Raw genomic sequence first — 21987 nt, forward strand, 5'->3', positions numbered from 1 at the left:
GCAGGCAGCGACAGGGACCAGCGTTCAAGGGGGCTCATGATGAGTACTACTTCGCTTTTCGGCCCGGAACTTCGCCGATTACGACAGGAAGCGGGGCTGACTCTGACCGAGTTCGCCGCGGCGCTCAACTACGACAAGGGGCACCTCAGCAAGGTCGAGCGCGGGGAGCGTCTCGCGTCCCCCGAACTGGCCCAGCGGTGCGACGCCTTCCTCGGTGCGAACGGCCAGCTGCACGGCCTGGCAGTCCGGCCCGGTACCGACTCCTGCACCTCCGAAACCCCCACCGCCCCGAGCCCCTGGCTCGTCGGACGCCGGGAGCTCCTTGCCGCGGGTACGGGGGCGCTGATCGACCTCGGCCTGAAACGCGCCGGTCAGCCGTCCCCTGTCACCGACCCCCTCCTGCCCTCCTTCCACGCCCAGTTCGGCCAGCTGCGAAGGCTCGGTCAGTCCACCGCCCCGAAGGTCCTGCTCCCGCTGCTGGAGATACAGACGCGCACGGTCACCGGCCTGGCTGCCGACAGCTCGTCCGCCGCCACTCGGGCCTCGACGCTCCTGCTCGCGTCGCGGTTCGCGGAGTTCACCGGCTGGATGGCCCAGGAGGCCGGAGACAGCCGCGCGGCACTGGGCTGGACCGCTGAGGCTGCCGAACTGGCGCGCGCCGGGGGCGATCCGTACCTCGGTTCCTACGCGCTCGTGCGCCGAGCCCTGGTCACGCTCTACGGCGGGGACGCCGTCGGAACCGTCGGCCTCGCCCGGCGGGCCCAGAGCGGCGAACTCCCTCCGCGCATCCGGGGCCTCGCGGCCCAGCGGGAGGCGCAGGGCCACGCCCTCGCCGGCGAGGAACGCGCGTGCCTGCGCAGTCTTGAAAGAGCACGTGAGCTGCTCGGCAGCGACGATGCCCGCAGCGGCGCCGACCCCGTCATCGGTACCACCCACGTGAGCGACCCAGCGGCGATGACGACCGGCTGGTGCCTGTACGACCTCGGCCGGCCCAAGGCCGCCGCCGATGTCCTCGACCAGGAGTGCCGCCGCCTCCCGCCGCACGCATTGCGCACCCGCGCCCGGTACGGCTTCCGCAGGTCCTTGGCGCACGCCGCCTCCGGCGAGGTCGAGCACGCGTGCACGATCGCGGGGGAGCTTCTGGGGCTGATGCCGGTCGTTCCCTCGGCGACGGTGAACAGCGACGTCAGACGTCTGGCGCGGGAACTGTCCCGGTTCCGCAGCAGCCGGTCCGTACGCGATCTGCAGCCCGTGCTGGCCCGGGTACTCGCTCCCGCTCACGACTGACACCCGCTCCACGACCGTCACCGGCCCGGGCCGACGCTGCGCACCGGGCTTCCTCGACTCCTTGGACTCCCCTGCTTCCCGGGCTCGCCGCACTTGCGACTGCTCGGGTTGCCCTCGGTCGGTGCGCGCCCGGCACGGAGCGGTGTGCCCCCATCCGTACAACCTCCCGCGGACACGCCATGCGGTCATGCGGTCGGCACCTCATGCCCCGGCCGGACCGGGCGTCTTCCTCTCACGAAGGGACCCTTCATGCACGACATCTTCGTCAACTACCGCACAGGCGATGAGGAATCCGTGGCCACCCTGATCGATCGGGAGCTGGCCCGCCGGTTCGGCCGCGAGCGGACCTTCTTCGCCAGCAACTCGATCGAGCTCGGACACCGCTTCCCGGATGAACTGGTCGACGCGGTCGAGGAGTGCGAAGCACTCATCGCCGTGATCGGCCCGCGCTGGGCAGAGGTACGGGGGACCGACGGCCGCCCCGCCCTCGAAAGCGAGCAGGACTGGACCCGCCGTGAGATCCGGACTGCGCTCGACCGCGGGGCTCTGGTGATCCCCGTGCTCGTAGGAAGGGCCACACGGATCGATCGCACCATGCTCCCGGAGGATCTGCAGGGACTGGCGGACTGCCAGTACAGCCGCTTCGACCACCGCGACGCCGAGGCAGGCCTGATGGCACTCGGCGACTCCCTCGCCCGGCAGCTGCCCGCGCTGGGGACCGCCGACCGGGACGCCCCTGCGGCGCGGAAGCGGGCGGAGCCGAAGGCCCGCGAGAACCGGGCCCCGGATGCCGGGCCCACGAGGATGCGGACGCGCGACGTCGAGCAGCGTGTACGCGGCGGCATCGGAAACCTCAACGGCGATCTGTCCGGCACCTTCGTCAACGAGCCGCAGGGGCCCGTGAACACCGGTCGGGGAAGCCAGTACAACGCACCGCACTTCGAGGGGGACAACACTGGGGTCCAGTTCACGGCGGGCGACAACAGCGGTACCGTCCACCAGCGCTTCGAGGGCGAGCGCCGGTCCTCGGACGAGGCGTGATGACGGAGCGGGACAACGTCACCGTCAACGATCCGCGCGGCCCGGTGAACAACGGCTCGGGGCACCAGAACGTCTACTACGGCATCGGCCCGGACTGGATGACCCGCAAGAAGGTCGCGTCCCTTCGCATCACCCTCGAGGACCGGGTGCGCCTGGCCGACCGCTTCGCACCGCCGTTGCACTACCGCACTGCCGCAGACCGGCTGGAGAAGCCCGGATCGGTCGTGCTGCTGGAGGCTCCGCCCGGCAGCGGCCGCCGCGCCGCGGCGATCATGCTGTTGCATCGTCTCGGTGAGGACGGGCACGGGCCCTGTGACGGGGACGATGAGGGGGGCCGGTTCGAGGAGCTTCCAGCCACCGACAAGGACGAAGCCGAAGACGAGACCGCTCTCCCTCCCACCGAGGGGGACCGCTTCCTCCTCGATCTCTCCACCATCACCGACGAGGAGACGTACGCGAAGGCCCAACGCCTCCTGGACGTACGCCGGGCACAGGTCCAGGCCGCGGGGGCGCACATGGTCGTCGTCCTGCCGTACGGCATGGAGCACGTCCACTCGCCGTTTCTCGAACCGCACACGGTAAAGCTGGGGCGCCCCCGGGGGATCGCCGTCGTCACCCGGTACCTCCGCATGGACCAGATGCCCTTCCGTCCCGCGGATCTGGAGGGCGCCGACCTCCAGCGCCTGTACGACCGCTCCCCCATGCGGGAACTGGCGCGGCTCGCGGGGCTGGTGAGGACGGCTCGCGAAAGCGGCCGGTTCGGCGCCGGCTTCTCGGACTGGCTCGATCAGGCGGTGCACGCGGTGACCGACCGCGCTGGTGACGTGGCCCGCCAGGTGGCCGAGGTGCGCGCCGCCCCGGAGCGGGCCCTGCTGCTCGCGGCGGCGGTGTTCGAGGGGACCCACGCCGACACCGTCTACGCGGCGTGGCAGAGCCTGATGAGCACGGTGGGCCGCGAGGACGAAGAGGCGACGACCGAGCTCGCCCGGACGGATTTCGGGGCGCGGCTGAAGGCCCTCCGGATCGAGCGGGACCCCGAAGGACGGCTCCGCTTCGACCGGCTGGCCTACGCCGACGCGGTACGGAACTACTTCTGGGCGAACTTCCCCGGGATACGCGACGACCTCAGGGACTGGATCGCCGATGCCGCCGGACTCCAAGGCCTCACCACCGACGACCGCGTGACCGTCGCCATCCGCTTCGGCGAGCGGTCCCTGGCCACCGGACGTCCGTCCGATGTCTTCGACCTCGTGGTCGAATGGGCGGCCGGCGAAACCGGAGGCTCCTACGATCCGCGAGCGCTGGCCGCCCTCGAACTCGGCCTCGGGCACGACGGGTTCGGAGGATGGTTCCGCAAGCGGATGTACGAGTCCGTGACGTCCGGCGACCCGTCGGAAGGCCTCGTCCGCGTCCTGACCGCGGCCTGCGTGCGGAGCCTCGGCACGACACACCCGGATCAGGCGATGGTGCGGCTCCGCCACCTCGCCGTACGCAAGGGGGAGGCGGCGCGCGAGGCCCGGGAGGCCCTGCTCCATCTCGCCGGCCGCGACCGCCGGCACTACCGGCTGCTGATCGATCGCCTCCTGCGGTACCCACCCCGCCAGGACCCGCACGAGGCGCAGTCCCGGATCCTGCTGCTCACGGAGCTGTTGCGCAGCGACCGGGCTCCGGTCCCGCCGCCCTGGCCGGACCTGGCCCTGGGCTGGGAAGCCGTCTTCTCCCAGCCACCGACGGACCTCTGGAAGCCGCTGGTGACCAGTTGGCTGGACTCCGTGGCTCGCGACCGCGCCCAGGAGCCGGCGCTGGCCGCGATGGCCGGCGCGGCACACGGCCGCGGTGCCGCTCTCCTCCGCCTGTACGCCATCGCCTACGCCTGGGCGGGGCCTGCGCACCACCCGTCCCGGGCAACCGTCGCCACCCGCTTCCGACAACACATCGACGACGCGCAGTACGCCCGCACGGAGCGTGCGGGAGCCGGATCACGGACCACGGAAGAGGCACGATGAGACACCGCCTTCCCCACCTGCTCTTCGTCGCTCTCTGCGGCCTCGCACCGGCCGCACTCGGAAACCTGCTGCACTGGTCGGTGTGGCTGTCGGGCTTCATGTGCATGGTCACGGCCTCGGGCTCCCTGCTGCTCGTGATGCAGCTCACCAGCGGCGGCCGCAGGCCGGCCGCTCCACACGAACCCGGGCCGCCCGAGCCGCCCACACTGCCGACGGAGCAACCGTACGAGGAGACCCGGGTGATCGACGCGGCGCTACCGAGCGCGGCGGACGGCTACGACTTCCTGTTCTCCGCCACCGTGTGGTGGAAGCCGACCCCCGACCACGCCGGCCGGTCCGACGGCGCCTTCCCCGTCCTCGCCGCCTCCTCGGTCGTCAGGCGGGCCATGGAGGTCGTCCGCCACGAGGAACCCGGCCGGGCGAGCTTCGCGCGATATCTGCTGGAGGGAGAGCTCGGCGTCCCGCTCCCGGACCTGGGCGGACGGGTACGGGCCCTGGCCGCGGACGTGACCCTGACCCTCGCACCGGCCGACCGTGAGCGCCTGCGGAAGCTGAATGACCTCCGCAAGGACGAGGAGGTCTGGGAACACGAGCGTCTGCACGAGGTCAACAAGCGGCGCTACTTCGGTGACGACGTGCTCAAGAGCGCGGGCAGCGCGGTGGTGTGGTGGCTCACCCGTCACGAGGACGACATCGAGAAGGCGGTCGACATGATCGGCCCGCTCGCCCAGATCGCGGCGGCGGCCAACGACGAGGAGGTGTCCGAGCTGTTCCGCCACCTGCTCGTGCCACCCCCGGGTACCCGGAGCGAAACTACCGTCGGCGCCTCACGGTGGGACGGCCCCGATCACGAGCAGGAAACAGGGGTATCCGACCGACTGGGCCAGCTACTGACCGCGATGGGCCTCAAACCGGGCATGGACGGCTACACGGTGCTGGTGCTCCGTGTGACGCAGACCCTGGACGAGGCCGGACTGCCCGATGCCGCCGAAGAGATCAGGCGGACCCTTCTCCCCACGCCAGACGAGTACGACGCCGCCCCTCCGGCCGACGGGGACAGAGACACGGACACGGACACGGACGGATTCACACCGGAAGCGCAGAACCACGAGGCCGAGCAGAACATGGGCCGGCACACCCCGCACGGCCCCGCCGCGCCTCACTCACGGGACGAGACCGGCAGCTGACCCGACGGCAAAGGCCGCCCGACCCACTCCACTGCAGGTCAGACGGCCTTATGTCGGATCAACTACACGTTGAAGCGGAACTCCACCACGTCGCCGTCCTGCATGACGTAGTCCTTGCCTTCCATGCGGGCCTTGCCCTTGGCGCGGGCCTCGGCCACCGAGCCGCAGGCGACCAGGTCCTCGAAGGAGATGATCTCCGCCTTGATGAAGCCGCGCTGGAAGTCGGTGTGGATCACGCCGGCGGCCTCGGGGGCGGTGGCGCCCTTCTTGATGGTCCAGGCGCGGGTTTCCTTCGGGCCGGCCGTCAGGTAGGTCTGCAGGCCCAGGGTGGCGAAGCCGACGCGGCCGAGGGTGGCCATGCCCGGCTCCTCCTGGCCGACCGACTGGAGGAGCTCGAGGGCCTCGTCGTCGTCGAGCTCGATGAGCTCGGCCTCCAGCTTGGCGTTCAGGAAGATCGCCTCGGCCGGGGCCACCAGCGCGCTCTGCTCGGCCTTGAAGGCCTCGTCCGTCAGCTCGTCCTCGTCCACGTTGAAGACGTACAGGAACGGCTTGACCGTGAGGAGGTGGAGCTCGTGGAGGAGGTCGCCCTGCTCCGTGCCCTTCGTGATGCCGTGCGAGAAGAGGGTGTCGCCCGCTTCGAGGATCTTCACGGCCTTCTCGACGGCCGCCAGGACCGCGATCTTCTCCTTCTGGAGGCGGGACTCCTTCGTCAGGCGCGGCACCGCCTTCTCGATGGACTGGAGGTCCGCGAGGATCAGCTCGGTGTTGATGGTCTCGATGTCGTCCTTCGGCGAGACCTTGCCGTCGACGTGGACGACGTTCTCGTCCTTGAAGGCGCGGATGACCTGGCAGATCGCGTCCGACTCGCGGATGTTCGCGAGGAACTTGTTGCCGAGGCCCTCGCCCTCCGACGCACCGCGCACGATGCCCGCGATGTCGACGAAGTCGACCGTGGCCGGGAGGAGCTTCTGCGAGCCGAAGATGCCGGCCAGGACGCCGAGGCGGGCGTCCGGAACGCCGACGACGCCGACGTTCGGCTCGATCGTGGCGAACGGGTAGTTGGCCGCCAGCACGTCGTTCTTGGTCAGGGCGTTGAACAGGGTCGACTTGCCGACATTCGGCAGGCCGACGATTCCGATCGTGAGCGACACGTTGGCGACTTCCCGTAGCTGGAGGGGGCGGCGGCCCGGAGTGGGCCACCGGACAGTTTACTTTCCGATGAGGGGGCCCCGATGTACGCGTGTCCGGGCACGCGATCGACGGCCTCCCGGCCTAGTTTTGGGGGGTGGAGCGATACAAGGCGCGTACGGTACGTCACCCAGCGGAGCGGACCCCCGGCCCCGGGCGGTCCCCGGTACGCCGGCTGCCCCGGCCCCGGCTGACGGGGCTCGGCGGCGGGCTCTTCGCCTGCGCCGCGATGTTCCTGATCGGCGGCCTCGACTGGCTGCTGTTCGACGCCTCGCTCTTCGTCTACGGCCTGCTGTTCCTGCCCGTGGCGGCCGCCACGGCCCTGTGGGTGCGGCCCGCCGACCTGATCACCGCGCCGATCACCGCCCCGATCGCCTTCGCCGCCGGAGTGTGGCCCGTGTCGGGCGGCTCCGGCGGCTTCGCGGGCGAGGTGATGGGGCTGGTGTCCGCGCTGTCCCTGCACGCCGGCTGGCTGTACGCCGGCACGCTCGTGGCCGCGCTGATCACGGTGGTGCGCAAGGCCGTCCTCATCGGCCGCCGGCGGATGCCCCGACGCGTCGCGTGAGCGGCGGCAGCACGAGGACGGCAGTGCCTACTGCGCCGCCGAGCGCGCCGCCATCGCCGCGCCCACGATGCCCGCGTTGTTCTGCAGCTCCGCCGGCACGATCCGTGCCCGGACCCCCTCGATCAGCGGCAGGAACTTGTCCGGCTTGCGGCTCACGCCCCCGCCGATGATGAAGAGGTCCGGGGAGAACAGCATCTCCACGTGCGCCAGGTACTTCCCGACCCGGCGCGCCCAGTGCTCCCAGGTCAGGTCCCCGTCGTCCTTCGCCTTCACCGAGGCCCGCGTCTCCGCGTCGTGGCCCTTCAGCTCCAGGTGGCCCAGCTCGCTGTTGGGCACCAGGTGCCCGTCCGTGAAGAGCGCGCTGCCGATCCCGGTGCCCAGCGTGAGCAGGATGACGGTGCCGTCGACCCCGCGCCCCGCCCCGTAGGCCATCTCCGCGACCCCGGCCGCGTCCGCGTCGTTCAGGACCGTCACCGGGCGGCCGTCCAGGCGCGAGGAGAGCAGCGCCGCCGTGTCCACACCGACCCAGGCCTTGTCCATGTTGGCCGCCGACCGGGTCACCCCGCCGGTGACCACCCCCGGGAAGGTCACCCCCACCGGGCCGTCCCAGTCGAAGTGGCGCACCACCTCGACGACGCAGCCGGCCACCCCGTCGGGGGTGGCCGGCTGCGGTGTCAGCACCTTGTGGCGCTCCTGCGCCAGGTCGCCACGGTTCAGGTCCACGGGAGCGCCCTTGATCCCGGAACCGCCGATGTCCACGCCGAAGATCTCCATGGATCCACCGTAGAGAAGGACCCGCCGGAGCGCCCTGCCGTGGACGGTCCTACTTCTGTGCGCCCGGCGCCGAGCCCGGCGTGGCGACGAGCTCCGCCGCCTCCGCGCGCAGGTCGCGGCGCAGTTCCTTGGGCAGGGAGAAGACGATGGACTCCTCGGCCGTCTTGACGATCTCCACGTCCCCGTACCCGCGCGCGGCGAGCCATTCCAGCACCTCGTCGACGAGCACCTCCGGCACCGAGGCGCCCGAGGTCAGACCGACGGTGGTGACGCCCTGGAGCCAGGCCTCGTCGATCTCGCTCGCGAAGTCGACCAGGTACGAGGCCTTCGCGCCCGCGTCGAGGGCGACCTCGACGAGGCGGATGGAGTTCGAGGAGTTCTTGGAGCCGACGACGATGACCAGGTCGCAGTCCTTGCCCATCACCTTGACCGCCTCCTGGCGGTTCGAGGTGGCGTAGCAGATGTCGTCGCTCGGCGGCGAGACGAGCAGCGGGAACCTGGTCTTCAGGGCGTCGACCGTCTCCATCGTCTCGTCGACGGAGAGGGTGGTCTGCGACAGCCAGACGACCTTCGACTCGTCGCGGACGGTGACCTTCTCCACGTCGTGCGGGCCGTCCACGATCGTGATGTGGTCCGGGGCCTCGCCGGAGGTGCCGATGACCTCCTCGTGGCCCTCGTGGCCGATGAGGAGGATGTCGAAGTCCTCGTTCGCGTAGCGGATCGCTTCCTTGTGCACCTTGGTGACCAGCGGGCAGGTGGCGTCGATCGTCGCGAGCTTGCCGCGGGCCGCCTCCTCGTGCACCACCGGGGCCACGCCGTGCGCGGAGAACATCACGATGGAGCCCTCGGGAACCTCCTCCGTCCGCTCCACGAAGATGGCGCCCTTGTTCTCCAGCGTCTTCACGACGTACTTGTTGTGCACGATCTCGTGCCGCACGTAGACCGGCGCGCCGTACTGTTCGAGAGCCTTCTCGACGGCGATCACGGCTCGGTCCACGCCCGCGCAGTAGCCGCGCGGGGCGGCCAGCAGAACGCGGCGGGATGCGGGAGCGGGGGCGTCAGCAGTCATGGGCTCCATCGTACGGGGGTGTCCAGCAGGCCGGGGATCGCCCGTTCGGCAGAAACTGGGTCGAACATCCACACAGGCCACACCTCCGGAGGAACGATGGCGTCCGCGACGGATCCCAGTACGCCGCCCGGCCCGTCCGGCGCTTCCGGCCCGCCCGGCGGCCCGTCCGCCGCGCCCGGCACCTCGCTGCGCCGCAGTCTCGGCTTCCGGGACCTGGTGGTCTACGGGCTGCTCTTCATCGCCCCCATGGCCCCGGTCGGGGTCTTCGGCACCCTCGACGCCAAATCGCACGGCGCCGTCGCCCTCGTCTACCTCTTCGCGACCGTCGCGATGGCCTTCACGGCCTTCTCCTACGCGCAGATGGTGCGCGTGGCCCCGCAGGCCGGCTCCGTCTTCACGTACGCCCGCAAGGGCCTCGGCGAGGGTCCCGGGCTGATCGCCGGCTGGATGGCGATGCTCGACTACCTGCTGATCCCGGCGGTCGCGTACCTCTTCTCCGGGATCGCCATGAACGCCCTGGTCCCGGAGGTCTCCCGGTGGGTGTGGACGGCCCTGGCGGTGGTCGTGACCACCCTGCTGAACCTGTGGGGCGTACGGGCCGCCGCGCGGGTGGGCTTCGCCGTGCTGGCCATGGAGATCGCGGTGCTGCTGGTGTTCCTGGTCTCGGCGGTGACGGTACTGGCCCGGGGCGCGGAGCACCGCGCCTGGCTCTCCCCCTTCACCGGGGACGGCTCGCTCGGCGGCTTCTCCATGGCCGCCGTGCTCGGCGCGGTCTCGGTGGCGGTCCTGTCCTACCTGGGCTTCGACGCCATCGCCTCCTTCGCCGAGGAGGTCACCGGAGGCAGCGCCAAGGTGGCGCGGGCGGTGCTGTTCTGCCTGGCGCTGACCGGGGTGCTGTTCATCGCCCAGACCTACCTGGCGGCCCTCCTCAGCCCCCTGTCGGCGGCGGAGCTGGCGGCCGAGCCGGGGAAGCAGGGCTCGGCCTTCTACACCACGGTCGAGGCCTCCGTAGGGATGTGGCTGCACGACCTGGTCGCCGTCAGCAAGGCCATCGGGGCCGCCTTCGCGGCCCTGGCCGGGCAGGCCGCGGCGGGCCGGCTGATCTTCGCGATGGCCCGCGAGCGGCGGCTGCCCCGCGCCCTGGCGCACACCTCGCACGGGACCCCGCGCCCGGCCCTGCTGGTGGCGGCGACGGTCACCCTGATCGCGGCCGTGTGGGCGGCCCGGCGCGACGACGGGCTGGACCACCTGGTGTCGGTGGTCGACATCGGGGCGCTGGTGGCGTTCACGCTGCTGCACGCCTCGGTGGTCGGCTGGTTCGTGGTCAAGCGCCGCGAGGGGGCTCCGAACTGGTTCAAGCACCTGGTGATCCCGGTCCTCGGCGCCGCCGTGACCATCGCGGTGATCGTCGAGGCCTCGTGGACGGCGCAACTGGTGGGGGCGGTGTGGCTGCTGGTGGGCCTGGGCGTCCTGGTGGCCCAGCGCGGGCGACGCGGGGAGGACGAAGGCTCCCGGCCCGACGCCGGTGTCGGTGCGGGCGGTTAGCCTGCGTGCATGGGTCTGAATTCGTCGGCTGACGCGCCGCTGCCGGTCGGTCAGGTGTCCCGGCTCATCGGGGGCTGGATCGACAAGCTCGGCCAGGTGTGGGTGGAAGGGCAGATCACGCAGCTCTCGCGGCGGCCGGGAGCGGGGGTGGTCTTCCTGACGCTGCGCGATCCCTCGCACGACATCTCCCTCAGCGTGACCTGCTTCCGGCAGGTCTTCGACGAGGTCGCGGACTCCGTGACGGAGGGCGCGCGCGTCGTCGTCCTGGCCAAGCCCGAGTGGTACGCCCCGCGCGGGCAGCTGTCCCTGCGGGCCACCGAGATACGGCCCGTGGGCATCGGCGAGCTGCTCGCCCGGCTGGAGCGGCTCAAGCGCTCCCTCGCCTCCGAGGGACTCTTCGCGCTGGACCGCAAGAAGCCGCTGCCGTTCCTGCCGCAGCTGATCGGGCTGGTGGTCGGGCGCGCCTCGGCGGCCGAGCGCGACGTGCTGGAGAACGCCCGGCGCAGGTGGCCGGCGGTCCGCTTCGAGGTCCGCAACGTCGCCGTCCAGGGGGTGCACGCGGTGCCCCAGGTGATCCAGGCGGTCAAGGAGCTGGACTCGATGCCCGAGGTCGACGTGATCATCGTGGCCCGCGGCGGCGGCAGCGTGGAGGACCTGCTGCCCTTCTCCGACGAGGAGGTCGTACGGACCGTCGCGGCGGCCCGTACCCCCGTGGTCTCGGCGATCGGGCACGAGCCGGACTCCCCACTGCTCGACCTGGTCGCGGACCTGCGCGCATCCACGCCCACGGACGCGGCGAAGAAGGTGGTCCCGGACGTCGGCGAGGAGCTGGAGCGGGTGCGCCAGCTGCAGGGCCGGGGGCTGCGCGCCGTGCGCGGGCTGCTCGACCGGGAGGAGCGGGGGCTCGCCCACGCGCTCGCGCGGCCGGTCTTCATCCACCCCCAGCGGATGGTGGAGACCCGGGAGGCGGAGGTGGACGCGCTGCTGGCGCGCAGCCGCCGGACCCTGGGGCACTTGCTGGACCGGGCCGATTCGGAGCTGGCGCACACCCTCGCCCGCGTGGTGGCGCTGTCCCCGGCCGCCACCCTGGAGCGCGGGTACGCGGTGCTGCAGCGGGCCGACGGGCACGTGGTGCGCTCGCCCGAGGACGTGTCGGCGGGCGACGTGCTGCGGGCGCGCGTGGCGGAGGGCGCGTTCTCGGTGGAGGTCGCGGAGGACCCCGCATAGGGCCCGCACAGGGCCCGCACAGGCCCCGCACAGGGCCCCGCACAGGGCCGCGCGCAGGGCCGCGTAGGGAGCCCGAAACGCGACACACTGTCGCAACAATTTGTTGATCTTCAGAGTTAAGGTGGGAGCGGGAATGGCCGAGACCGATACGGCGCTGGGGTACGAGCAGGCCCGGGACGAACTGATCGAGGTCGTCCGCAAGCTGGAGGCCGGCGGCACCTCGCTGGAGGACTCCCTCGCGCTCTGGGAGCGCGGCGAGGAGCTCGCGAAGGTGTGCCGCCACTGGCTGGAGGGGGCCCGCGCCCGGCTGGACTCGGCGCTGGCGGCGCGCGAGGCGGCGGAGGGCGCCGGCGGGGAGTGATCTCGCTCACCCGCTCCGAAATTTAGTTGAACTTTCACCTATCTCCGTCGTAGTCTCAGGACATCGCTTCAGCAGTCCCGCACAGAAGAAGGCTTTTCGATGTCTCTCGTTCTCGACGCCGCCGCTCAGGACCTCCTCTTCCGCGAGGCCCGCACCGCCAACACGTTCTCCGACGAGCCGGTGACCGAGGAGCAGGTCCAGGCGATCTACGACCTGGTGAAGTTCGGCCCGACCGCCTTCAACCAGACGCCGCTGCGCATCACCCTGGTCCGCTCCCCCGAGGCCCGCGAGCGCCTCGTGAAGCACATGGCCGAGGGCAACCAGGCCAAGACCGCCGCCGCACCGCTGGTCGCGATCCTGTCCGCGGACAACGAGTTCCACGAGGAGCTCCCGCAGCTGCTCCCGCACTTCCCGCAGGCCAAGGACGCCTTCTTCTCCGAGCGCCCGGTCCGCGAGCAGTCCGCGCTGGTCAACTCCGCGCTGCAGGCCGCGTACTTCATCATCGGCGTCCGCGCCGCCGGCCTGGCCGCCGGCCCGATGACCGGCCTGGACTTCGCCGGCATCCAGAAGGAGTTCCTGGACGGCGACCACACCCCGCTGATGGTCATCAACATCGGCAAGCCGGGCGAGGACGCCTGGTTCCCGCGCTCCCCGCGCCTGGAGTTCGACCAGGTCATCACGACCGTCTGAGCCCAGCCCCACAGGCAGTGAACACGAAAGGCCGCGCTCCCCGGATCCCGGGGAGCGCGGCCTTTTCGCTTCGGCCTACGAACTACGAACTGCGCGCTACGAGCCCTGCTTGAACTCCAGCGCCGCCGCCATCGCGCCGAGCTGCTCGAAGGAGGCCGTCCCGGTCACCACCGTGACGTAGCCCTGCTCGCGCCGCACGAGGGCGTCGTACTTCTCGCCGTCCCAGCGCTCCCAGACCTGGTCGCCGACCTGCTGGGTCTCCCCGGTGGCCGTCGCCTTCCGGGTGACCTTCCCGATGTACTTGTCCGTGGCGTCCGCGGACTGCTCCACCGCCACGTACTGCTGCGCCGGGTCCAGGAATCCCAGGTGCCAGGCGCTGGCCTCCTTGCGCGTGTATCCCACCGAGGTCGCCCGCCACTCCGGCGGCAGCCCGACGGGCACCGCCACGGGGTACGGGGCCGCGCGCCGGGCCGTGAGGCTTTCGACGCGGTAGTCGACCACCTTCGTCGGATCGGCCTTCTCGTCATGTGGGATGACCAAATAGATCCCCCCGACCACGAGCCCGATCACCGCGAGGGACCGGATCATGTCCACGACCGTCTGCTTGCCCTTCATACCTGCCACGACACCATCGTCCCGCATGCCCCCGGGCGATCACCGCCGGGGTCGCAATGGCGCGCCACGGGCGGCGCAAGATGTCCGCTCAGGACAATCAGCTGACCGATATGGCGCTCATACGTGACCCGGTCTGCTCAATATGTCGACGTACCGATAGAGTCCAGGGACCCTCACTCCCGGCCGTCGCCGTACAGAAAGGTGCGCTCCGATGACCGAGCACAACCTGCCGCCCCAGCTCGAAGTCTCTCCGGAGGCACCCGACCGCAACCTCGCCCTGGAACTCGTACGGGTGACCGAGGCCGCCGCCATGGCCGCGGGCCGCTGGGTCGGACGCGGTGACAAGCTCGGCGCCGACGGCGCCGCCGTCAACGCGATGCGGACCCTGATCTCCACCGTTTCGATGAACGGCGTCGTCGTCATCGGCGAGGGCGAGAAGGACGAAGCCCCGATGCTCTTCAACGGCGAGCGGGTCGGCGACGGCACCGGTGCCGAGGTCGACATCGCCGTGGACCCCATCGACGGCACCACCCTGAACGCCAAGGGCATGCCGAACGCCATCGCCGTGCTGGCCGCCGCCGACCGCGGCACCATGTTCGACCCGTCCGCGGTGTTCTACATGGAGAAGCTGGTCACCGGTCCCGAGGCCGCCGACTTCGTCGACATCAACGCCCCGGTCTCCGTCAACATCCGCCGCGTCGCCAAGGCCAAGAACATGGCCGTGGAAGACGTCACGGTGATCATCCTGGACCGCCCCCGCCACGAGGGCATCGTCAAGGAGATCCGCGAGACCGGCGCGCGCATCAAGTTCATCTCCGACGGTGACGTCGCCGGCTCGGTCCTGGCCGTGACGGAGGACAGCGGCATCGACCTGCTGCTCGGCATCGGCGGCACCCCCGAGGGCATCATCTCGGCCTGCGCGATCAAGTGCATGGGCGGCACCATCCAGGGCAAGCTGTGGCCCAAGGACGAGGCCGAGCGCCAGAAGGCGATCGACGCGGGCCACGACCTGGACCGCGTCCTGTTCACGAACGACCTGGTCTCCGGCGACAACGTGTTCTTCGTCGCCACCGGCATCACGGACGGCGAGCTGCTGCGCGGCGTCCACTACCGCTCCGAGACCGCGACGACGTCCTCGCTGGTCATGCGCTCGAAGTCGGGCACGATCCGCCAGATCGACTCGACCCACCGCCTCTCGAAGCTCCGCGCGTACAGCGCGATCGACTTCGACCGCGCCAAGTAGACCGCCGAGCAGGACGCCGGCGGCACGGCATCACGGAAGGGGCGCTCCCGCGTGCGGCGGGGGCGCCCCTTCCGTGTGTCCGGTTGCGAGGCTCCGGACAGGCCTACGAGGCTTCGCGCAGCTCCCCCGCCCGGCGCCGCCGGCGGGCCAGCACCACCCGGCGCTCGGCGGCCGTCAGCCCGCCCCACACTCCGTAGGGCTCGGGCTGGATCAGTGCGTGCTCCCGGCAGGCGACCATGACGGGACAGCGGGCGCAGACCCGCTTGGCGGCGTCCTCGCGGGACAGCCGGGCGGCGGTCGGCTCCTTGGACGGGGCGAAGAACAGCCCGGCCTCGTCGCGCCGGCACACCGCGTCCGCGTGCCATGGGCCGTCCTCTTCCCTGGCCGGCACCCGCGGCTTCGGGACGACCGCCGCCGGGCGCCCCTGAAGACTCTGGACGGCGGCTACCTGCAGGGACTGGCGCGGCGGATGCGGCACGGTCTACTCCTGACGACGTATACGCGAGCGAGAGAGGCGACGCACCTGTCCCTACCCGCTGTGCGCGCCCCTATGCACCGAGTGCCGCCGATCCGGCCGGTTCGACCGAAAGGTGCTCCCGCTCGCACCGCCCCCCGGCCCGCTCCCGGCCCACCCCGTGCGACCCCTCCCGGCCCCGCGCCCGTCACCCGGACGTCACGCGCCGGGCGGCGTCCAGTCGCTGCGGCGGCCCAGGAAGGCGAGCAGCGCACCGGCCGGATCTGCGTCCGGATCGGGCGCGGGAGCGAGCGCCGGGGCGTACGCGAACCCGCGCAGCGGCTCGGCGAGCAGCCGGGCGGCCGGGCTCAGCGCCGCCGCGAGGGCGGGGGTGAGCGGGGAGGCCTGGCCGGTGGCGACCGCGAGGTCCCAGGCGTGGACGGCGGCGTCGAGGGCGGCCGCGGCGACCGCGGTCTCGGCGTCGAGGGTGAACGGGGGCAGCGGCACGGCCACCTCGGCGGTGCCCGGCAGGACCCCGGCGAAGGCCTCGGCGCCGGCGGCGAGGGCGGGCTCCAGCAGCTCCGCGGGGCTGCCGGCCAGGGTGCCGGTGGGTGCGAAGGGGTCCTCGGCCGGTCCCGGCCCGCCGGTGAGGCGGCCCGCGTAGGCGAGCTGGTCGCCGGCCGCGTGCTGGAGCACTTGGCCGACATTCCACTGGTCGCACGGCGTCGGTGCGCCGAGGGCATCGGCCGGTATGGCGCCCACGACCGAGCGCAGCGCGTCGTATGCCTGGTCGAGAAGGTCCCACTTGGATGCGGTCATGGGCCGACCCTACGGACACCTACCGGCCAAAGGGGCTGATTTCAGCGCCAGTTGCCGACGTGTCGACCTCAGAGCCTCGGAGCCCCAAGCTCAGAGCGCGCCCTCCCGGCCCTTGCGGAGCCGGTTCGCCAGGTCCACCAGGCGGGCTCCCAGCTTGGGGCGGGCCTCGATGTTGCCCAGCAGCGCGAAGCCGCGGACGATCACGACCGGGGCCTGCGGGTCGGTCTCGCCGCGCCCCTCGCCCCGCACCTCGAAGTTGCCGAGGACCCCGCTGCCGTAGCCGCGCAGGGTGACGTTCTCCGGGACCAGGATCTCGACGTTGCCGAGGATGCTGGTCACGTTGATCTCGGTGACCTGCTGCTCGAAGACGGCCTGGGTCAGGTCGATGCTGATGTCGCCGAGGACGGAGACCGCGCGGGTGTGCGCGCCCGGCCGCCAGCGGCCCTTGCGGGAGGAGCTGCTGCACACGGCCACGACCGTCTCGACCGGGGCTCCCGCCGGGGCGCCCACGGCCCGGTACAACGCCTCCTGGCGGGTGCCGGCGCCGGGCGCGGGCAGGTCCCGTACGAGCACGTCCAGCTCGCCGACCGTCTTCACCGCGTACAGCGAGTCGAGCCGGTCGGAGTGCTCCTCGGCGGTCAGCCGGCCCTCGGCGACGGCGTCGGCGAGGATCTGCGCGATCCGGTCCCGGTCCGCGTCGGAGGCGCGCAGCCCGGGGGCGGGCGCGGGAGCCGGCGCGGGGGCCGGCGCGGATGAGGGCTGCTTTTCCAGGTCCACGCGCCCCAGCATAGCGAGACACGATAGATCGCGATACTGGGCAGTGAGCCTTACCTCACAACAAAAGCCACCGGAAGAGGTCCTACGCTGGATACCGCGCTGCCAAACGGTCGTCAGCGCCGTCTGCCGAGTGAGGGAATGACTGCCGTCATGCCAGAGTTTGCGTACACCGACCTGCTGCCCCTGGGCGAGGACTCCACCCCCTACCGGCTGGTGACCTCCGAAGGCGTCTCGACCTTCGAGGCCGACGGCCGTACGTTCCTCAAGGTCGAGCCGGAGGCGCTGCGCAAGCTCGCCGAAGAGGCCATCCACGACATCCAGCACTTCCTGCGCCCCGCGCACCTCGCGCAGCTGCGCCGCATCATCGACGACCCCGAGGCCTCGGCGAACGACAAGTTCGTCGCCCTCGACCTCCTGAAGAACGCGAACATCGCCGCGGCCGGCGTCCTGCCGATGTGCCAGGACACGGGCACGGCGATCGTGATGGGCAAGCGCGGCCAGAACGTCCTGACCTCCGGCGGCGACGAGGAAGCCCTCTCCCGCGGCATCTACGACGCCTACACCCGCCTGAACCTGCGCTACTCGCAGATGGCCCCGGTCACCATGTGGGAGGAGAAGAACACCGGCTCGAACCTGCCCGCGCAGATCGAGCTGTACGCGACCGACGGCGGCGCGTACAAGTTCCTCTTCATGGCCAAGGGCGGCGGCTCCGCCAACAAGTCCTTCCTCTACCAGGAGACCAAGGCGGTCCTCAACGAGGCCTCCATGATGAAGTTCCTGGAAGAGAAGATCCGCTCGCTCGGCACGGCGGCCTGCCCGCCGTACCACCTGGCGATCGTGGTCGGCGGCACCTCGGCGGAGCACGCCCTGAAGACCGCGAAGTACGCCTCCGCCCACTACCTGGACGAGCTGCCCACCGAGGGCTCCCCCCTGGGCCACGGCTTCCGCGACGAGGCCCTGGAGCAGCAGGTCTTCGAGCTCACCCAGAAGATCGGCATCGGCGCGCAGTTCGGCGGCAAGTACTTCTGCCACGACGTCCGCGTCGTCCGCCTGCCCCGCCACGGCGCGTCCCTCCCGATCGCGATCGCCGTCTCCTGCTCCGCGGACCGCCAGGCCACCGCGAAGATCACCGCCGAGGGCGTCTTCCTGGAGCAGCTGGAGCGGGACCCGGCGCGCTTCCTCCCGGAGACGACGGACGAGCACCTGTCCGATGCCGCGGACGTGGTCTCGATCGACCTGAACCAGCCGATGGACGAAATCCTCGCGACCCTCACCCAGCACCCGGTCAAGACCCGCCTGTCCCTGACCGGCCCGCTGGTCGTGGCCCGCGACATCGCCCACGCCAAGATCAAGGAACTCCTCGACTCGGGCGCGGAGATGCCGCAGTACCTGAAGGACCACCCGGTCTACTACGCGGGCCCCGCGAAGACCCCCGAGGGCTACGCGTCCGGCTCCTTCGGCCCGACCACGGCCGGCCGCATGGACTCCTACGTCGAGCAGTTCCAGGCGGCGGGCGGCTCCAAGGTCATGCTGGCCAAGGGCAACCGCTCCCAGCAGGTCACCGACGCGTGCGGCAAGCACGGCGGCTTCTACCTCGGCTCCATCGGCGGCCCGGCGGCCCGCCTCGCCCAGGACTGCATCAAGAAGGTCGAGGTCCTGGAGTACGAGGAGCTCGGCATGGAAGCCGTCTGGAAGATCGAGGTCGAAGACTTCCCGGCCTTCATCGTGGTCGACGACAAGGGCAACGACTTCTTCCAGAACCCGGCCCCGGAACCCACCTTCACCCACATCCCGGTCCGCGGCCCGGGCCTGGCGTAACGACTCACTGCCACCGGGGCGGGGCGACCTGTCCCGCCCCGGTTACAGGTAGGTCACCGGGCGAATGTAGACGCACTCGCTCCTGGGGATGATCAGGTAGACGAACATGCCATCGTCAAGGTTCATCACGGCGCCCTTCGGTCCCATCTCGCGGTAGGCGGTGCCGCCGAGGTAGAGCGCTTCCGCTGCTCGTACGAGTTCGTCAGCGGCTTGCTCCACGTCCGCCACGAAGGCCGGGCGGGGCTCCTCCGGCGACATGCTCCTCGCTGGGGTCGTACTCCCACCTCCAGGTCACTCATTCACCGCCTGCGCGGCCTCGGCCTCGACGGCGGCCAGTTCGTCCATGGCGGGGCGGAAGCCGGGATCGTCCTTGCTGGTGGTGCGGTGGATGGCTGCAAGGGCGTCATTGCGGCGAGCGAAGAGATCCGGACGCCGTCCGATCTCGACCTCACGCATCCACCAGTCGAGCCAGTGCGTGAGGTGGCCGATCTTCCCGCTGCGGATGGCGGCGGCCAGCGCGTTCTCCTTGTGCTGCTCCAGCTCCGCCAGGCGGTGCGGGGTGATGCGGGCGAGGGCGACACGTACGGCGTCCGGGGTGCGCTCAGGGCGCGGGATCAGCGCCGCGCCGTGGTCCGGCTGTGTGGTCACGGTGTCCTCCAAGGGGTGCCCCGGCCAGGGTATTCATTCCCCGCCGCCGCGAAGGCGGCCCGGCGGGGTGGCCACCACGGCAGCTACCGGGGCGATCACCCCCGGGGCCCGCCCCGCATCCCGTGCAGCAGTTCCGCCTCCACCGGGGTCGCGTCCAGGCCGTGCTCCCGCACCTCACGCAGCTGCGGGAGCGTGAGTCCGTACCACTCGCGGACGACCTTCAGCGGCACACCGTCCGGCCCGCCGACGGGGAGGCGCACGGTGCCCTCCTCGGCGACGATCCGCTCGCGGACCCACGGCGGGGGCACCCCCCGGCCGTCGTCGCACGCGTGCACTTCGTACGCGGCGCAGTAGTAGTTGTCGTACCAGCACAGACGGCCGTCGACGATCCGCTGCCACGTCTCGTACCGGCAGGAGGCGCAGGGCTCGCAGTGCAGCGTCCCGAACTGTTCAGACATCGGAGCAGCATGCTGCACCGGCCCGTTCGGTGCATCCGGATAACGTCTGCGGTATGACTGAGCAGCCCTTCTCCCCGGCCCGCGGCACGCGGGTCATCGCGCATCGCGGGGCCTCCCACGAGCACCCCGAGCACACCATCGAGGCCTACCGGCAGGCCATCGCCGACGGGGCCGACGCGCTCGAATGCGATGTGCGGCTCACCGCCGACCACCGGCTGGTCTGTGTGCACGACCGGCGGGTCGAGCGGACCTCCGACGGGCGCGGGGTCGTCTCCGAGATGACGTACGAGGAGCTGCGCGCCCTCGACTTCGGGGCGTGGAAGGGGTCCGGGCACGCCGGGGCCCGGGTGCTGCTCTTCGAGGACCTGCTCAAGGAGGCGCTGGCCGCGCCCTACCCCGTCGGGCTGGCCGTGGAGACCAAGCACCCCACCCGCGCGGGCGGCCGGCTGGAGGCCGAGCTCGTACGGGTGCTGCGCGAGTACGGGCTCGCCGACGGCAGGTCCGGCCGCGTCGAGGTGATGAGCTTCTCCCGGAACGCGCTGACCCGGATGCACCGCCTCGCGCCGGGACTGCCCGCCGTGTACCTGATCGAGCGCAGGCTCCGGCCGGTGCGTCCCCCGTACGCCACGCACGCGGGCCCGGGCATCGATCTCGTACGGCAGGACCCGGGTCTGGTGGGCCGGCTGAAGGCGAAGGGGCTCCGGGTGCGCGTGTGGACCGTGGACGAGCCGGAGGACGTGGAGCTCTGCGTCCGCCTGGGCGTGGACACCCTCATCACCAACCGGCCCCGCGACGTGCGCAAGCTGCTGCTCGACATTTGAATCATCCCCTCCCTGAAGGGAGGGGATTCCTCACCTTCCAGGGCTGATCGGGGATTTCTAGCTCACGCTGCCAGGCCAGGCAGCGCCTGGTCCGGTCTTCCGCGATCAGCACTAGCCGGGTTGAGACCAGCCCGGACCAGCATCACGCGTGCGGAGTTCTTGTCCCTGGGGGACACGGCTCCGCACGCGGTGCAGGCGTAGGTTCGTTCTGAGAGTGGTAGTGCGTGCTTGGTTCTCGCTCCGCACTGCGCGCAGTCCATGGTGGTGTGCGCGGGGTGTACCAGGTGCACGGTCCTGCCGTGCTTACGGCCCATCTCGATCAAGGCCGTCTTCGTGGCGCCGATCGCCGCGTCGGCAGCCTTACGGGCCATGGTGGACCTGGCGAGGAACTTCGGACGGAAGTCCTCCACCGCCAGGGCATCGTGGTCGCGCACGACGGCCTTGGCCCACTTACGGCCGGTGTCCTGGCGTTGCCGGGCCACCTTCTTGTGCAGCTTCGCGACGTGCCTTTTCGCCGCCTGGTACCTCTTCGACCCGGGCTTGCCTTCCGGCGACTTCCGGCGGGCCATCATCCGCTGATAGCGGACCAGACCGGCGGCCGCCTTCCTGCCGTACTCGGCATGCGGGAGGTCGTGGTCATCGCTGGTGGTTGTCGCAGTCTCCTTCACACCCCAGTCGATGCCGATCACCGCGCCGGTCACCGCAAGCAGCTCGACCTCGACTGGGACGACGAACGAGCAATACCAGTGCCCGAGACCGTCCTGATACACGCGCACGCCGGACGGGTCCGCCGGAAGGTTCCGCGACCACACCACCGTCAGGACGATCCCACCCGCCAGATATAGGCGACCATCCTTCAACCGAAAACCGCGCTTGGTGTAGTTGAGGGACGGCAGTGCTTCCCGCTTCTTCTTCCACTTGGGCATACCGGCCCGCTGCCGCACCGGCAACCGGTCCCTAACGTCCTTCTGCGCCTTCGCACGGGACTTCCCGAAATCCCGGATCAACTGCTGCTGCACAACCGAGGACCCATCACGAAGCCAGGAGATCCCAGTCCGGGCCTCGGTCAGCATCTTGTCGAGCTGCGCCGGACCACAGGTCCGCTTGTCCACGCCTTCGGGCCGGTCATTGTTCCACCGGTACGTCTGCTTCGACTTTGCGCAGCACTCGTTCCACAACCAGCGACACCGGTCCCACTCCGCAAGGAGCCGGGCGAGAGCGGTGGACGACACGCGCACGCGGAAGGCCCAACGGGCATGCTCGGCATCCCGCACGATCGGTGTCGTCGTCACCCCAACAACCTGGCCCCGCCCACTGACAACAACCGAAAGAGCAGTGAGGACCCGGCCGGGGTGCGCCGGCCGGGTGTGGGGGGTCGTACGGAACGTCGGACC

General features: G+C 71.0%; 23 protein-coding genes. 12 read left to right on the forward strand and 11 right to left on the reverse strand.

Features of this window, described 5'->3' with window-relative positions:
- Window positions 1-39 precede the first annotated feature (39 nt).
- The 4 genes from OG898_RS06310 (at window position 40) to OG898_RS06325 (ending at window position 5521) form a co-directional block, all read left to right on the forward strand.
- Window positions 40-1287, forward strand: a complete 1248-nt coding sequence (locus OG898_RS06310; RefSeq protein WP_250750590.1) for a helix-turn-helix domain-containing protein — start codon at window positions 40-42, stop codon at window positions 1285-1287.
- Window positions 1288-1536: 249 nt separating this feature from the next.
- Window positions 1537-2328 (forward strand): toll/interleukin-1 receptor domain-containing protein, encoded by a 792-nt coding sequence (locus tag OG898_RS06315; RefSeq protein ID WP_250750587.1) that lies wholly within the window; start codon window positions 1537-1539, stop codon window positions 2326-2328.
- Window positions 2328-4334, forward strand: coding sequence for a hypothetical protein (locus tag OG898_RS06320; protein ID WP_250750586.1), 2007 nt, complete (start codon window positions 2328-2330; stop codon window positions 4332-4334). Before OG898_RS06315 ends, OG898_RS06320 begins: the two co-directional genes overlap by 1 nt.
- Window positions 4331-5521, forward strand: coding sequence for a hypothetical protein (locus OG898_RS06325; RefSeq protein WP_250750585.1), 1191 nt, complete (start codon window positions 4331-4333; stop codon window positions 5519-5521). Before OG898_RS06320 ends, OG898_RS06325 begins: the two co-directional genes overlap by 4 nt.
- 62 nt (window positions 5522-5583) lie before the next feature.
- On the opposite strand, the gene ychF is transcribed toward OG898_RS06325, so the two are convergent.
- A complete protein-coding gene (gene ychF, locus OG898_RS06330; protein ID WP_266955513.1) occupies window positions 5584-6672 on the reverse strand; it encodes a redox-regulated ATPase YchF in 1089 nt (362 codons plus the stop codon).
- Window positions 6673-6884: 212 nt separating this feature from the next.
- Between ychF and OG898_RS06335 the strand changes: the two genes are divergently transcribed.
- Complete coding sequence (locus tag OG898_RS06335; RefSeq protein WP_250742881.1) at window positions 6885-7274, forward strand: DUF6542 domain-containing protein; 390 nt, start codon at window positions 6885-6887, stop codon at window positions 7272-7274.
- A gap of 27 nt (window positions 7275-7301) precedes the next feature.
- Here the strand turns inward: OG898_RS06335 and ppgK are convergent, their stop codons facing one another.
- Both ppgK and OG898_RS06345 read right to left on the reverse strand, forming a co-directional pair.
- Complete coding sequence (gene ppgK / locus OG898_RS06340; protein WP_250742760.1) at window positions 7302-8048, reverse strand: polyphosphate--glucose phosphotransferase; 747 nt, start codon at window positions 8046-8048, stop codon at window positions 7302-7304.
- A 49-nt stretch (window positions 8049-8097) separates the two neighbouring features.
- Complete coding sequence (locus tag OG898_RS06345) at window positions 8098-9126, reverse strand: 4-hydroxy-3-methylbut-2-enyl diphosphate reductase (protein WP_266955516.1); 1029 nt, start codon at window positions 9124-9126, stop codon at window positions 8098-8100.
- 87 nt (window positions 9127-9213) lie between these two features.
- Between OG898_RS06345 and OG898_RS06350 the strand changes: the two genes are divergently transcribed.
- The 4 genes from OG898_RS06350 to OG898_RS06365 all read left to right on the forward strand — a co-directional run bounded on the left by OG898_RS06350 (window position 9214) and on the right by OG898_RS06365 (window position 12940).
- A complete protein-coding gene (locus OG898_RS06350; protein ID WP_266955518.1) occupies window positions 9214-10662 on the forward strand; it encodes an APC family permease in 1449 nt (482 codons plus the stop codon).
- 9 nt (window positions 10663-10671) lie between these two features.
- Window positions 10672-11889: an exodeoxyribonuclease VII large subunit gene (gene xseA / locus OG898_RS06355; protein ID WP_266955520.1), complete on the forward strand. Its 1218-nt coding sequence runs from the start codon at window positions 10672-10674 to the stop codon at window positions 11887-11889.
- 133 nt (window positions 11890-12022) lie between these two features.
- Window positions 12023-12250, forward strand: a complete 228-nt coding sequence (locus OG898_RS06360; RefSeq protein ID WP_250742764.1) for an exodeoxyribonuclease VII small subunit — start codon at window positions 12023-12025, stop codon at window positions 12248-12250.
- Between the two features lie 99 nt (window positions 12251-12349).
- The gene (locus OG898_RS06365; protein ID WP_250742765.1) at window positions 12350-12940 is read left to right on the forward strand and encodes a malonic semialdehyde reductase; all 591 of its coding nucleotides are present in this window, start codon (window positions 12350-12352) and stop codon (window positions 12938-12940) included.
- A gap of 96 nt (window positions 12941-13036) precedes the next feature.
- Here OG898_RS06365 and OG898_RS06370 read toward each other — a convergent pair whose 3' ends face one another.
- The gene (locus OG898_RS06370; protein ID WP_250742882.1) at window positions 13037-13555 is read right to left on the reverse strand and encodes a DUF4245 domain-containing protein; all 519 of its coding nucleotides are present in this window, start codon (window positions 13553-13555) and stop codon (window positions 13037-13039) included.
- A gap of 211 nt (window positions 13556-13766) precedes the next feature.
- On the opposite strand from OG898_RS06370, the gene glpX reads away from it, so the two are divergent.
- Window positions 13767-14798 carry a class II fructose-bisphosphatase gene (glpX, locus tag OG898_RS06375; protein WP_250742766.1) on the forward strand — a complete coding sequence of 344 codons (1032 nt, stop codon included), beginning with the start codon at window positions 13767-13769 and terminating at the stop codon, window positions 14796-14798.
- A gap of 103 nt (window positions 14799-14901) precedes the next feature.
- Here the strand turns inward: glpX and OG898_RS06380 are convergent, their stop codons facing one another.
- The 3 genes from OG898_RS06380 to OG898_RS06390 all read right to left on the reverse strand — a co-directional run bounded on the left by OG898_RS06380 (window position 14902) and on the right by OG898_RS06390 (window position 16848).
- A complete protein-coding gene (locus OG898_RS06380; protein ID WP_250742883.1) occupies window positions 14902-15189 on the reverse strand; it encodes a WhiB family transcriptional regulator in 288 nt (95 codons plus the stop codon).
- Between the two features lie 282 nt (window positions 15190-15471).
- Window positions 15472-16071, reverse strand: a complete 600-nt coding sequence (locus tag OG898_RS06385) for a TIGR03086 family metal-binding protein (protein ID WP_266955523.1) — start codon at window positions 16069-16071, stop codon at window positions 15472-15474.
- A gap of 90 nt (window positions 16072-16161) precedes the next feature.
- Window positions 16162-16848 carry a DUF1707 domain-containing protein gene (locus OG898_RS06390; RefSeq protein WP_250742768.1) on the reverse strand — a complete coding sequence of 229 codons (687 nt, stop codon included), beginning with the start codon at window positions 16846-16848 and terminating at the stop codon, window positions 16162-16164.
- Between the two features lie 150 nt (window positions 16849-16998).
- On the opposite strand from OG898_RS06390, the gene OG898_RS06395 reads away from it, so the two are divergent.
- Complete coding sequence (locus OG898_RS06395) at window positions 16999-18666, forward strand: fumarate hydratase (protein ID WP_250742769.1); 1668 nt, start codon at window positions 16999-17001, stop codon at window positions 18664-18666.
- A gap of 42 nt (window positions 18667-18708) precedes the next feature.
- Here OG898_RS06395 and OG898_RS06400 read toward each other — a convergent pair whose 3' ends face one another.
- The 3 genes from OG898_RS06400 to OG898_RS06410 form a co-directional block, all read right to left on the reverse strand.
- Window positions 18709-18924, reverse strand: coding sequence for a hypothetical protein (locus OG898_RS06400; protein ID WP_308313436.1), 216 nt, complete (start codon window positions 18922-18924; stop codon window positions 18709-18711).
- Window positions 18925-18957: 33 nt separating this feature from the next.
- Window positions 18958-19314 carry a hypothetical protein gene (locus tag OG898_RS06405; RefSeq protein ID WP_250742770.1) on the reverse strand — a complete coding sequence of 119 codons (357 nt, stop codon included), beginning with the start codon at window positions 19312-19314 and terminating at the stop codon, window positions 18958-18960.
- A gap of 95 nt (window positions 19315-19409) precedes the next feature.
- Window positions 19410-19772, reverse strand: a complete 363-nt coding sequence (locus OG898_RS06410; RefSeq protein WP_266955525.1) for a hypothetical protein — start codon at window positions 19770-19772, stop codon at window positions 19410-19412.
- Between the two features lie 53 nt (window positions 19773-19825).
- Here OG898_RS06410 and OG898_RS06415 point away from each other — a divergent pair, with 53 nt between their 5' ends.
- Window positions 19826-20593: a glycerophosphodiester phosphodiesterase gene (locus OG898_RS06415; RefSeq protein WP_266955527.1), complete on the forward strand. Its 768-nt coding sequence runs from the start codon at window positions 19826-19828 to the stop codon at window positions 20591-20593.
- A 62-nt stretch (window positions 20594-20655) separates the two neighbouring features.
- Here the strand turns inward: OG898_RS06415 and OG898_RS06420 are convergent, their stop codons facing one another.
- The gene (locus OG898_RS06420) at window positions 20656-21885 is read right to left on the reverse strand and encodes a transposase (protein ID WP_266955529.1); all 1230 of its coding nucleotides are present in this window, start codon (window positions 21883-21885) and stop codon (window positions 20656-20658) included.
- Between the last annotated feature and the right edge of the window lie 102 nt (window positions 21886-21987).

The organism is Streptomyces sp. NBC_00193, from assembly GCF_026342735.1.
GTDB lineage: Bacteria > Actinomycetota > Actinomycetes > Streptomycetales > Streptomycetaceae > Streptomyces > Streptomyces stoeckheimensis.